General features: G+C 62.4%; 11 protein-coding genes. 5 read left to right on the top strand and 6 right to left on the bottom strand.

Going from position 1 to position 12,503, the window contains the following annotated elements; translation table 11 throughout:
• The first annotated feature begins 39 nt into the window (after positions 1–39).
• The 4 genes from AC1DNK_RS13760 to AC1DNK_RS13745 all read left to right on the top strand — a co-directional run bounded on the left by AC1DNK_RS13760 (position 40) and on the right by AC1DNK_RS13745 (position 6,162).
• The gene (locus tag AC1DNK_RS13760; protein ID WP_477941608.1) at positions 40–1,776 is read left to right on the top strand and encodes a type I secretion system permease/ATPase; all 1,737 of its coding nucleotides are present in this window, start codon (positions 40–42) and stop codon (positions 1,774–1,776) included.
• A 12-nt stretch (positions 1,777–1,788) separates the two neighbouring features.
• Complete coding sequence (locus AC1DNK_RS13755; RefSeq protein WP_477941606.1) at positions 1,789–4,416, top strand: cadherin-like domain-containing protein; 2,628 nt, start codon at positions 1,789–1,791, stop codon at positions 4,414–4,416.
• 31 nt (positions 4,417–4,447) lie between these two features.
• Positions 4,448–5,734, top strand: coding sequence for an HlyD family type I secretion periplasmic adaptor subunit (locus AC1DNK_RS13750; RefSeq protein WP_477941605.1), 1,287 nt, complete (start codon positions 4,448–4,450; stop codon positions 5,732–5,734).
• A gap of 155 nt (positions 5,735–5,889) precedes the next feature.
• On the top strand, positions 5,890–6,162 hold the full coding sequence (locus AC1DNK_RS13745; RefSeq protein ID WP_112597125.1) for a hypothetical protein: 273 nt from the start codon (positions 5,890–5,892) through the stop codon (positions 6,160–6,162).
• Between the two features lie 3 nt (positions 6,163–6,165).
• On the opposite strand, the gene AC1DNK_RS13740 is transcribed toward AC1DNK_RS13745, so the two are convergent.
• The gene (locus tag AC1DNK_RS13740) at positions 6,166–6,942 is read right to left on the bottom strand and encodes a DUF1194 domain-containing protein (RefSeq protein WP_477941603.1); all 777 of its coding nucleotides are present in this window, start codon (positions 6,940–6,942) and stop codon (positions 6,166–6,168) included.
• Positions 6,943–7,146: 204 nt separating this feature from the next.
• Here AC1DNK_RS13740 and AC1DNK_RS13735 point away from each other — a divergent pair, with 204 nt between their 5' ends.
• Entirely contained in the window at positions 7,147–8,322 is a 1,176-nt protein-coding gene (locus AC1DNK_RS13735) for a TadE/TadG family type IV pilus assembly protein (RefSeq protein WP_477941601.1), read from the top strand.
• Positions 8,323–8,339: 17 nt separating this feature from the next.
• Here the strand turns inward: AC1DNK_RS13735 and AC1DNK_RS13730 are convergent, their stop codons facing one another.
• The 5 genes from AC1DNK_RS13730 to msrA (AC1DNK_RS13710) all read right to left on the bottom strand — a co-directional run bounded on the left by AC1DNK_RS13730 (position 8,340) and on the right by msrA (AC1DNK_RS13710) (position 12,492).
• Positions 8,340–10,139, bottom strand: a complete 1,800-nt coding sequence (locus AC1DNK_RS13730; RefSeq protein WP_477941599.1) for a diguanylate cyclase — start codon at positions 10,137–10,139, stop codon at positions 8,340–8,342.
• A gap of 198 nt (positions 10,140–10,337) precedes the next feature.
• Complete coding sequence (locus AC1DNK_RS13725) at positions 10,338–10,634, bottom strand: hypothetical protein (RefSeq protein WP_112388652.1); 297 nt, start codon at positions 10,632–10,634, stop codon at positions 10,338–10,340.
• Positions 10,635–10,776: 142 nt separating this feature from the next.
• The gene (msrA, locus tag AC1DNK_RS13720) at positions 10,777–11,283 is read right to left on the bottom strand and encodes a peptide-methionine (S)-S-oxide reductase MsrA (protein WP_112388653.1); all 507 of its coding nucleotides are present in this window, start codon (positions 11,281–11,283) and stop codon (positions 10,777–10,779) included.
• Positions 11,280–11,729: a peptide-methionine (R)-S-oxide reductase MsrB gene (msrB, locus tag AC1DNK_RS13715; RefSeq protein WP_112388654.1), complete on the bottom strand. Its 450-nt coding sequence runs from the start codon at positions 11,727–11,729 to the stop codon at positions 11,280–11,282. Before msrB ends, msrA (AC1DNK_RS13720) begins: the two co-directional genes overlap by 4 nt.
• Before the next feature lie 28 nt (positions 11,730–11,757).
• Entirely contained in the window at positions 11,758–12,492 is a 735-nt protein-coding gene (gene msrA / locus AC1DNK_RS13710) for a peptide-methionine (S)-S-oxide reductase MsrA (RefSeq protein WP_477941597.1), read from the bottom strand.
• Positions 12,493–12,503 lie beyond the last annotated feature (11 nt).

The following is a 12,503-nucleotide window of genomic DNA, read 5'->3' as shown; positions in this document are numbered from 1 at the left end:
CCATGGGGCATGCCGAATGAATTGCCGGAGGGGAAAATCATGGCAACGAAGAAGAAAGAGCCGCAATACAAGATCGACAAGGCGCGCGGCATCCTGACCTACCTGTTCGGCCTGTCCGGACTGATCAACATCCTGGCGCTCACCGGCGCTTTCTACATGCTGCAGATCTACGACCGGGCGCTCGCCAGCGGCAGCATCTCGACGCTGATCGCGCTCTCGGTTCTGGCAATCGGCCTCTACCTCTTCCAGGGCGTCTTCGACATCCTGCGCTCGCAGATCCTCGTGCGCCTCGGCGCCAAGATGGATACGACGCTGGCGCCGCTGACCCACCAGGTCGTCGTCGAAATGCCACGCTACGGCTATTCGACAGCAGAGGCCGCTGAGCGTGGCCGCGACGTCGATACGCTACGCAGCTTCCTCGGCGGCCAAGGCCCGATCGCGCTTTTCGACCTGCCGTGGATCCCGATCTATCTCGTCTTCGTCTGGCTGCTGCATCCTGTGCTCGGCATGCTGACGCTGGGCGGCGCCGCAGTCCTCGCCTGTCTGACGATCCTCGCCGAAGTGCTGACGCGGCGTCACGCCCATACGATGATCAAGGCCGCCGTCACCCGCAACGCCGTGCTCGATTCCAACACCCGCAACAGCGAAGTCCTGCATGCCATGGGCATGACTCAGCGTGCGGTCGATCGCTTCGAGCGGGCCAATCGCTATCACCTCGAGCACCAGACGAAGACCTCCGATATCGGCGGCACGCTGTCGGGTCTATCCAAGGTGCTGCGCATGATGCTGCAGTCGGCGATCCTCGGCCTCGGCGCCTATCTGGCGATCGGCGGCGAGCTTTCGGCCGGCGCTATCGTCGCTGCCTCGATCGTCACCAGCCGCGCGCTCGCCCCTGTCGATCTGGCGATCGCGCAGTGGAAGAGCGTCGTCTCGGCACGCCGCAGTTACTACCGCATCCAGGAAACGCTGGCTGTCCTGAACGGGAAGGAAGAGTTCATCCCGCTTCCCGAACCAAAGGAAAGCCTGAGGATCGAGGGGCTGACAACCGTTGCGCCCAGCACCGGCGCTGTGCTGCTCAGCGAGGTCGGTTTCGAACTGAAGGCCGGCCAGGCGCTCGGTCTTATCGGCCCCAGCGGCGGCGGCAAGACGACGCTGGTCAAGAGCCTGCTCGGCATCTGGCCGGCGCTGCGCGGTTCGGTGCGCATCGATGGCGCCGATCTCGGCCAGTGGAATGCCGATTTCTTCCGCGATCACGTCGGCTACCTGCCGCAGGACGTGGCACTGATGGACGGCACGATCTCCGACAACATCTGCCGCTTTGCCGAGGAGCCGGATCCACGCAAGATCATTCTCGCGGCCAAGGCGGCCGGCATCCACGACATGATCGTCCACCTGCGCGAAGGCTACCAGACTGAACTCGGTCCGAACGGCACCGCACTTTCGGCCGGTCAGCGGCAGCGTGTGGCGCTGGCCCGCGCGCTCTATGGTGACCCCTTCCTGGTGGTACTCGACGAGCCGAATTCCAATCTCGACGCCGAAGGCGAAGAAGCCCTGACGGCAGCGATCCTTTCGGTCCGGCGCCGCGGCGGCATCGTCGTCATCATCGCCCACCGCCCCAGCGCGCTGCAGGCCGTCGATATGGTCGGGCTGATGCAGGGCGGCAAGCTCACCTCCTTCGGCCCGAAGGAAACGCTGCTGCAGACCAAGGCCAAGCCGCTCGCCGTCGAAAAGTCGTTCGGCGACAGCCGTCCGCCGCGCTCGACGGCCGCGGAATAAGGGAGAGCTATCATGGAGGAGAAGCTCACCCTTGGCCTGCCGGATGCGCAGGCAGCGATCGCGCCGATCAACAAGTACCGCGAGAAGGAAGAGAGCAAGAGCGGACCGCGCAAGTTCTTCATGCCGTTGACGGCCTTTTCGGCGCTGGCGATGATGTTTGCAAAGACCGAGCCCGGCGCACGCAACCAGCAGCCGGAGGACAAGGAGCAGGAGCCGGAACAACCCTCCAACGACGATTACGGGATCATCGAGGACGTCACCGCCTTTCTCCAGACGCTCGCGAGCGAGGCCGCCGCTCCGGAAGCAGGTGAACAGCAGCCTGCCGTCCGGCTGAGTTTCCGCACCAGCACGTTCTACGTCACGGACATGCCGCCGCGTCTTGAGCGCACTATCCTGAGCGGTACGGCCAACGACAATCTGCGCAGCATCATCGACACCGGCGAAGGCTTCGAGTTTCCGGCGCTGCGCCCGCCCGTTCATCTGGACCTGTCGTCCCGCGCAACGCGCGGCACTTCCGCCAGCGGCGCGCCCTCCGGTGGCAATCGCAATCCCGATGACCAGGACGACCCGGACCCGAACCGGGCACCGGTCAGCCTCGGACGCTACACATTCTCCAGCGGCTTCGTGAACCTCTCGGCGCTGGTCATGCTCGACGACCTGCTCGCCCATATGTACGATCCGGATGGCGACAAGCTCAGCATCAACGACATCTCGGTATCGAGTGGCCAGATCCGCGCCTACGGGCAGGATATGTGGCTCTATACCCCGCAGCGCGGCTATATCGGCGACGTCACCTTCACCTATGACGTGTTCGATGGTCAGGCCGAAATCCGCACCGGCGCGCTGTTCAACCTGCGCAAGGCGCCGCCCCATGAAATCCAGGGAACGGAAGGCGCCGAAACGCTGACCGGGACGCCCGGCGAAGACCTGATATCCGGCCTCGGCGGCAGCGACGTGATCTATGGGCGCGAAGGCGACGACATTATCTCCGGCGACGGCGGCGACGACCTGATCCTCGGCGGCGACGGCGCCGATACGCTCTATGGCGGCGCAGGCAACGACACGCTCTTCGGTGGTGCCGGCAACGACGTCCTCTTCGGCGGCGACGGCGATGACCGTTTGTTCGGCGAGGCAGGCAACGACACGCTGATCGCCGGACACGGCAACGACGCGCTGAGCGGCGGCACCGGCGCGGACCGGCTTTTCGGCGAAGACGGCGATGACAGCCTGCTCGGAGAAGCCGGCGACGACTATCTCGACGGCGGCGATGGCGACGACGCCATGACCGGCGGCAGCGGCAACGACGTCGTTATCGCCGGCAAGGGTAACGACACGATCAGGGCCGGGCTCGCGGGCGAGGAAGCGCGCATGGCAGTGGCCACGGCGCATGACGGGAATGACAGCTATTCCGGTGGCGAGGGCATCGACACCTATGACATGAGCAGCGCCCGCAAGGCCGTCGCCGCCGACCTTTCTCTTGGGACCGCCAGCGGCGAAGAGATCGGCAGCGACAGGCTCGTCGATATCGAAAATCTCACCGGCGGCGCGGGCGACGATACGCTCACCGGCAGCGACACCGCCAATATCCTGGCCGGCGCCGACGGCGACGACGCCCTTTGCGGCAAGGATGGCGACGACACGATTTCCGGCGGAAACGGCGACGACACCTTCGTCGTGCTTGCCCGGAGCGGCGATCGCGATGATGACGACGACGGGGATGATCACTATTTCGGAGACGATGGCTTCGATACGCTCGATCTCGCTGCGCTGGTCCAGGAGGTCATCGCCGATCTCGAAGCGCAGCTCGCAGAAGGTCATGAGATCGGCCGCGATACGATCGAAGGCTTCGAGGCCGTGATCGGCGGCGCCGGCGACGATCGCCTTTCCGGCAATTCGGCGGCCAATATTCTCGTCGGCGGCAACGGCAACGACCGCCTCTCCGGCCGCGCCGGCGATGATGTCCTGACAGGCGGGGATGGCGACGACATCGTCTCCGGCGATAGCGGCGACGATATCGTTCTCGTTGCCGTCCACGCCGCCGATGACGGCCGCAACGGACGGAGCGACGGCGACGACAGCTATCAGGGCGGTGACGGCTTCGACACCTACAGTGCCGCCGGGGCCGTGCACGCCGTCATCATCGACCTCGACCATGGCACCGCCACCGGCGTCGATATCGGCGACGACACTCTGGCCGGATTCGAGGCCGCGATCGGTGGTAGCGGCGCGGACTTGATCATCGCCGGAGATGGCCTCAACTTCATGGCCGGTGGCGCCGGAGACGACGTCTTCGTCTTCCGTTCGCTGGCATCGATCGCCAACGATGGCGACGGCCGCGACCAGATTCGCGATTTCGCCGTCGGCGACCGGATCGACTTCTCCGGGATTGCCGCCAGCATCGGCGGACTGGTGTTCGGAGCGCCCGATACAGACGGCCCGCAGCAGCCGGTGAACCGGATCATGCTCTATCACGAGAGCTTCGAGGACGGCGACCGGACCATCGTCAAGGCGATCATCGACTTCGAGCGCGACGAGGATTTCGAGATCCTCCTCTATGGCCGCCACGAACTGACCGAACAGGACTTCATCCTGGCGGCACGCGACACCGGCGCGGACGGCACCGCTCCGCATCAAGCCTGATCACAATCAAAGAAAAGCTAGGGGAAAGCACATGCAGCCGGCAAAGAAAGAAACACAAAAGCAGTTCGGCATTTCGGGCCGCATCTATCTCTCGGCGTTTCTCGCCGGGGCGCTGGTCTTCGGCATTGGCGGCTGGGCCGCACAGGCGAAGCTCTCGGGTGCCGTCATCGCGCAGGGGCAGGTTGCCGTTTCGCAACAGGTCAAGGTGATCCAGCACCGCGATGGCGGCATCGTTTCGGAAATCTTGGTGCGCAACGGCGACGCCGTCCGCAAGGGTTCCGTACTTTTCCGCCTTGACGAAACCCAAACCCGTGTCGAACTGACGATCGTTCGCAGCCAGCTGCAGCAACTGCAGGCGATGATGGCGCGGCTGTCCGCCGAACGCGACGGGGCCGAGACCGTCAGCTTCGCAGGGCTCGACGTCCCTGCCCCGCTCGCCAGGAGCGAGACCAAGCTGTTTACCGAAAACCTCGGCATGCTCGCCAATCAGAAGGAACAGCTTCGCCTGCAGGCTGCGCAGCTGCAGCAGCAGGTGGAGGGCTATCGCGCCCAGCAGCACTCCAACGATGAGGAAAAGGCAATCATCGATCTGGAACTGCAAAAGACCAACCAGCTGCTGGCAAGAGGCCTGATTCAGATCACCCAGCAGCGCGACGCCGCCCGGCAGAAGGCGCGGATCGAAGGCGCCCGCGGCGAGCTGATCGCCCGCATGGCCGAAACTGAAAACGAGATCAGCGAAGTCAGGATGAAGCTCCTGTCGCTCGATCAGAACCGCCGCAAGGAGGCGCAGACGGAGATCGTCGGGCTCGAGGCCAAGATTGCCGAACTCACGGAACGGGAAGTTGCCGCCGGTGACCGCCTGTCACGGATGGAAGTGCGCGCGCCGGTCGATGGGCTGATCTACGACATGCAGATCCACACGATCGGCGGCATCGTCGGTGCCGGTGCGACGGTGATGTCCGTCGTTCCCGATAGCGAAGAGATGACCGTCGAAATCCAGGTGCCGCCTGCCGATATCGACCGCATCTCGCCCGGCCAGCCGACACGCATGCGCTTTACGGCCTTCAATCAGCGCACGACGCCCGAGTTCCACGGCGCCGTCGATGTCGTGGCCGCCGCCACGGCAACCGACCGCACCACCGGCCGGCCCTACTATCTCGCCACCATCAAGCCTTCCGACCTGCTGCAGCTCGGCAGCCGCAAGCTCGTTCCCGGCATGCCTGTGGAAGTCTATGTGCAGACCGACGAGCGCAGTGCGCTGTCCTATCTGGCAAAGCCATTCACCGACCAGATGATGCGGGCATTCCGCGAGGAATAGGGTCCGGAAATCCACTGGAAGCCGATGGGACGCGACCTGTTCGCATACCCGTCGGCTCCCGCGCGTTAACCAATCGTTAACCATATTGGACCAGCCTTGATGCCAGTCGCCGCCTCTCTTTGAGGCGGCATTTGCAGATAAATCGAGGTGGTAAGATGCGGCTCGTCACTCTTCCCGGCAAGATTCTCGCCAAGACAAATCATACGCTGATCATCATGGGCGACGGTGCTGCGCGCCAGGCCGTCTGCGTGCTCGATGAAGCGCTGAAGGCGGCAAATCCGCAGCGTATTGACGCCGTGCGTCAGCATCTCGGGCTGATCGAGCGGATCGCCAGCGGCAAAACCGACAGAGGCGAAGTCGCCTTCGACGGCCGCGTCTGGATCACGTCGGCCGATCTCACGGTCAATAGCGGCGGACGCCTGCATTGATCCTCAGCGGTCGAAGAAATCCTGCCACTGCTTTTCGCCGGCCATGCAATCGCTCTTCGGCGGTGCAGCGGCCTTCTGGATTTCCGGAACCGGGCTGAGGCCGCTGACCTCAAGCACCAGCTTGCGGCGGACAGCGATGCCGAAATCCTCTATCTTGTAGACCGGCAGCACGAAAGCGCCCGGGCCGCCGATGACGCAGTCGGCATAATAGTTGTCGAGGCCGCCCGGCGCCCCTGATGGCCGTAGCATCAGCGCCAACCCGTTGATGATGAGCCCCGCCTCCACCGCCTTGTCGCGGGTTGGCGCAACAGGGTTGCCGGCATTGTTTGTGCCGTCGCCCGAAACATCGATCACCTGCCGCATCGCTGTATAGGGGCTCGAAACGATCATCGACGTCCCCTGGGTAATCGCCGTCGATATCGATGTGCGCCTCTGGGTGTTCAGCGGCCGCTGTTCCAGTTTATCGGCAAATGCGATCGCATCGCTTTCGTTCTCGATCAGATGCCAGTCGAGCACTGAGCCCGGCACCACGAAGCCCGCCCATTCGAAATAGCTGATGGCGATGCGCCCCGTCAGTCCGCCTTTGACGGCGTCGATGAATTCCTTGTGCTTGAGCGCCTCGACATAGCCCTCTCGCTGGATGCGCACCTCTTCGAAGTCCATCGACCGGGACGTATCGACGGCCAGCACGAGCTTGACATCGACCTCGCCGGCGCCTGCCTGTACCGGCACGGCCGCACTTCCGGAGAGCGTCATGAGTATCGCGAGCGTCTCGAACATCGGCAATCCAATCACCGGCTATGGACCCTGCCGAAGGATATAGTCCGAACAGCGCATCCGCCAATGCGGCTTCGAAAGATTGTCGTGTCTCAAAGACGGTCGCTTCTTTGAACACGTTTTGCTTGCGTTAATCACCCGGATAGATCGCACGGCACAATCCTAGATATAAGCCGTTACAACCTGATGTCTGGCTTTCTGCAAAACATGCGGCAGCTACGCACCAGCCGCAATGGCAACTTCGCGATGATGACCGCGATCGTTCTGCCTGTGCTCATCGGCGCCGCGGGGCTGGCGATCGATCTCGGCAACATCATGCTCTCTCAACGCCAGTTGCAGGAAGCGACCGATTCCGCCGCACTCGCGGTCTCGACAGCACTTGCCGATGGCAAGGCCGATGAGACTTCCGGAAAGGCTCTGGCGAAAGACTTCGTCGGCGGCCAGATGGCCAACTATGTCAGCGCCACATCGGCAACCGCGATCAAGAACGCCACCAATGCGACGATCACGACGACAACGAGCGCGACCGGAAAGTCCTTCACCGTTGCAGTGAATTCTTCCGCGACGGTGACGTTGACGCCGCTGATCGCGTTCCTTGCCGGTAACAGCAAGACGATCGCGGCAGCGAGCAACACCACCAGCGGATCCGGCAGCACCAAAAGCGGTCTGTCGATGGAAGTGCTCGTCGATGAATCCACCTCGATGTCGCAGAACACGACGACATTGAAAAGCGCGACATGCATCATCCCGATCTTCAATGGCTGTCTGCTTTACGGCCCGCCGGTCTATGTCACCAAGATCGAGGCCCTCAAGCAGGCCGCAACCGCGCTCTTCGATGCATTCGACAAATCCGATCCTTCTGCAAAATACGTTCGTACAGGCGTGGTCTCCTATACTGCAGGCATCAAGGGGAAATCGGCGATGGCCTGGGGAACAACGGATTCGCGGCGCTACGTTTCGAATATCGTGGTCGCTCCGCTCAGCGGAACCGACGCGACCGCGGCCGTGAATACAGCGACCACCACCATCAAGAAGAACATCTATGGCACCGACACCGAAAGTGTCGAACAGAAGAAGAAGGACAATGCCAACTCCGACAGGGTGATCGTTCTGATGACCGACGGTGAAATGACCGGCATGACCGACCAGTGGAGCAAGGCGCTCGACCAGTCGGTGCGCGATGAATGCGCTGCCGCCAAAAGCGCCGGCATCACGATCTACACCGTCGCGTTCATGGCGCCTGCCAACGGCAAAAACCTTCTTAAATATTGCGCGTCAACGACGGCGAATTACTACGAGCCGGAGACCATGGATGGACTGGTCGCTGCCTTCGCTTCCATTGCCCAGACTGCCACCAAATCGGTGAGTCGCCTGACCAATTAGCGATACAGCTAAAGGTGTCAGACCGCCCGGCGCCGGTCGGATGCGGCGCGCTCCACCCAGTCGGCAATCGTCCTGTTTCGCCCTTTCGATTTGGCATTGAGCAGGGCCGCATCGGCACGCAGCAGCAAGTCTGCGGAGGGCGCATCGCGCACAGTCGATGCAGCACCAACCGAGATCGTGACGGCGCCAAGCAGGCGGCCATGATAGGTCACCGGCGTTGCCGCAATAAGCGTCCGCAGTTTTTCCGCCAGATCGAGTGCGCTATCTTCGGAAGCCCCGGTCAGCAGGATTGCAAATTCCTCGCCGCCGAAGCGATAGACGATACCGGCATCACCGACCACTTCCGAGAGGATGGCGGAAACCCGGCGCATGACTTCGTCTCCCGCGTCATGGCCGAATTCGTCGTTGAAGCGCTTGAAATGATCGATATCCGCCATGATGGCGATCGCATCACCTGCCCCGTCCCGGGCGATCCGGTTCAGCGCCTCGTCCAGCGAGCGGCGATTCAGAAGCCCGGTCAGGCCATCCCTTATCGCCAGCCCCATCAGCCGGTCGCGCAGCTGGAGATTGGCAACGCCGAGACCGATATTCTCAGCGATCAGTTCGAAATAAAGACGCGCCGCAGCGATAGCCTGGCCGTCGGATTCGCCCTCGAAATAGAGAAGGCCGACGGTATCGCCCTGAGCCGAGAGCGGAACACAGATCCCCATCTCTTCTGCATGGGAAAGATGCTGGCATGGGATATCGCCCGCGGCGGCATCACTGACATGCGGCCGGCCGCGGCGCAGCGCCCAGCATTCCGCCGAGGTCAGCGCCGGCCCGGCCCGGCGCGGCTCCCGCCAGCTGCCGATCGAGCTCAAGGCGGTGCGGCTATCGTTCATGACATAGAGATGCCCGGCGAAATTCGGGAAGATCTGCGGTGCAAACAGCGATACGACCTCTGCAAGCTCCTCTTGGCGCTGGCAGGCCTGCAGCCGGTGCATCATCTGCAGGATGAGATCCTTGGTGCGTTGGTCCTCGCGCCGCTCGGCGTCCAGCCGCTCGCGCTCGAGGCCGTTGTCGCGGAAGATCTGGATCGCGTCGTTCATCTCGCCGATCTCGTCGCGCCTGTTATCGGGCAGCACCTCGACGGCATAATCCTGCTTTGCGAGGCGGTTGACGATGCCAGTCATCCGCATCAGCGGCATGGCGACACGGCGCCTGAGGACGAAGTAGAGTACGCCGAGGAAAACCGCCGCGGTCAGCCCGAGCAGGCTCTTGGCCACGGCGCCCCAGAAGTCGCTCCATTGTTTGGCTTGCGCAAGCGCATCGCTGGTGCGCGTGGAAACGAGATCGGTGAACTGGCGGACACTGGTGAAAAGATCGCCCTGGACCCGTTCGTGCTCCGGCCCGAACAGCGCCTGCCGCGCCCCGTCCCGGTTGCCATTGGTATAGGCGGCAACGGCGCGCTCCTCGAGCGCATCCAGCGCCTCGCCATCCTGTTCCACTTCCTGGATCAAGGCTGCTTCCCGCGAAGACAGTGCCGCGGACTTGAGAGACTTTATCGCCTGCTCGCGATCCCGCTCGCCCTTTTCATCACCCCTGAAGGCCTGAAGGTGGCGGTCTTCGCCCCGCATGACGAACAGGCGGGCATCCTCACTCGTCTGCTCGGCTGCCATCGCCAGTTGCTCGGACAACTCGTCGAAAGCCTGGCTTTCCACAACCGCCCGGCGCTCGAAATCTGCGCTGCGTGCGGACAGGATGAAGGCGCCGCCGGATAGCAGCGTCAGGCCGACGGTGACGCCATAGGCCCAATTCGTGATGGTGCTAATCCGCATGTCGAAATCTCGTCTGCACGATGGAAGTCAGCGTTCTGGATCGTACGTTGATGTGCCGATCTTATCGATCGAGCATTAAATGAGTATTTAATAATAAGCGTGAAAGTTGAGCGGCTAGACCGGAACACAGCAGGGCGATACCACAATTGCTTCAGGCGCAACAATACCAAAATCCTCCGGCTGGAGAGACAGAACCGCCTAGCCCCGGGCGGTGCTTGCAAATTTTGGATTGCGGATCGCCCAGCTAACGAGATCGACCTCGATGTCATCATACCAGGCTTCGAGAACCTGCCAGCGGTAGCTCATTTCTTCGATCAGCGGCCGCTGCAGCTCATGATGCGCGGCGGTCAACTCGGCAATCGCGGCGGTATCGATCGGTTCTTCCCTGGATTTCTCCTGAAGGATCGCGAGATATTCGGCCTGGTTCCGGTCATGCGCGCGCTTGACCTGCATGTAGGTGCGCAGCGTGACGAGAACTTGATCTTTGTTGGCCATGAATCGAATCCCGTTTGGAATCCGAATAACCCGAACCGAATATTCGCGCCAACGAAAAAGCGGCTTCGCTAATATTTGTGATCATATGAAAAGGGGCAGCCTGCCGGCCGCCCCTCCTCCCAAACATCGATCGCCGCTGCGATCAGGCAGCGTTGCGCTTCGGCAGCTTCCAGCCCGGACGGACGAAATGGCAGGTATAGCCATTCGGAATCCGCTCCAGATAGTCCTGGTGCTCGGGCTCTGCTTCCCAGAAATCGCTGTCGGCGGTCACTTCGGTCACGACCTTGTCCGGCCACAGACCTGAGGCATCGACATCGGCGATGGTATCTTCGGCGACGCGCTTCTGCTCGTCGCTCGTGTAGAAGATCGCCGAGCGGTAGCTGGCGCCCCGGTCATTGCCCTGGCGGTTCAGGGTCGATGGATCATGGATCTGGAAGAAGAATTCCAGAAGCTCGCGATAGCTGATCTTGGCCGGATCGAAGATGATCTCGATCGCCTCGGCGTGGTTGCCGTGATTGCGATAGGTGGCATTCGCCACTTCGCCGCCGGTGTAGCCGACGCGGGTCGAGATCACGCCGTTGTAGCGGCGGATCAGATCCTGCATGCCCCAGAAGCAGCCACCTGCGAGAACTGCGCGTTCGGTCGTCATTGAACTTCCTCCACCTGGTCGAGATAGGCGCCGTATCCTTCCGCTTCCATCCGGTCGCGGTGGACGAAACGGAGCGACGCCGAGTTGATGCAATAGCGCAAGCCGCCGCGGTCACGCGGGCCGTCGGGGAAGACATGCCCGAGATGACTGTCGCCATGGCTGGAGCGCACCTCGGTGCGCACCATGCCATGCGAGATATCGGTCAGCTCGCTGACATTGGCGGGCTCGATCGGCTTGGTAAAGCTCGGCCAGCCGCAGCCGGATTCGAACTTGTCGGCCGAAGCAAAAAGCGGCTCGCCCGAAACGATATCCACATAGACACCAGGTTGCTTGTTATCGAGATATTCGCCGGTGCCGGGACGCTCGGTTCCCGATTGCTGCGTCACGCGGTATTGCTCCGGCGTGAGCTTGGCAATGGCTTCGGCACTCTTCTTATAGTGCTGCATGATTTTCTCCTAGCAATGACCTGCCGCCTCAATTGCCTCCGGCCGACGCGATGAGAACGGGCTTGTCGCGATAGTCCGAAGGGAACATCTGCTTGAGGCTTGCGATCTTCGGCAGATCGTTGATCACTATATAGGGATAGGTCGGGTTATTTGTCAGGAAGTCCTGGTGATAATTCTCGGCCGGATAGAAATTCTTGCCCGGCTCGATGGTGGTGACGATCGCCGCATCGAAGACCCGGGCGTGGTTGAGCTGACTGATATAGGCCTTGGCGACCTTTGCCTGCTCGTTGCCGGCGGGGAAGATTGCCGAGCGGTACTGCGTGCCCGTATCCGGCCCCTGGCGGTTCAGCTGCGTCGGATCGTGGGCGACGGAGAAATAGATCTGCAGCAGATGCCCATAGCTGACCTTCTTCGGATCGAAGACGACCTGCACGGACTCCGCATGGCCGGTATCGCCGCCGCTCACCGTTTCATACTGCGCCGTGCTCTTGCTGCCGCCGGCATAGCCCGACGTGGCGCTGACCACGCCGTTCACATGCTGGAACACGCCCTGCACGCCCCAGAAACAGCCGCCGGCAAACGTTGCCGTCTCCGTGCCTGACGCCGCTTGCTCATCGACGGCAGGCGCCGGGATGACGCGGGCTTCTTCAGCCGATGACGGCGTGAAATAGAAGGCGGCGCCGGTCATCAGCAGGGCTGCGGCGCCGAGCGCGATGGTGCGGATCGCACCGGTGGATTTGTTCTTTTCCTGTTGGCTGGTCATGGTTAGCTCCT

It is taken from the genome of Rhizobium sp. 01N424 (genome assembly GCF_056399485.1).
This window is presented reverse-complemented; position numbering and strand designations above follow the sequence as displayed.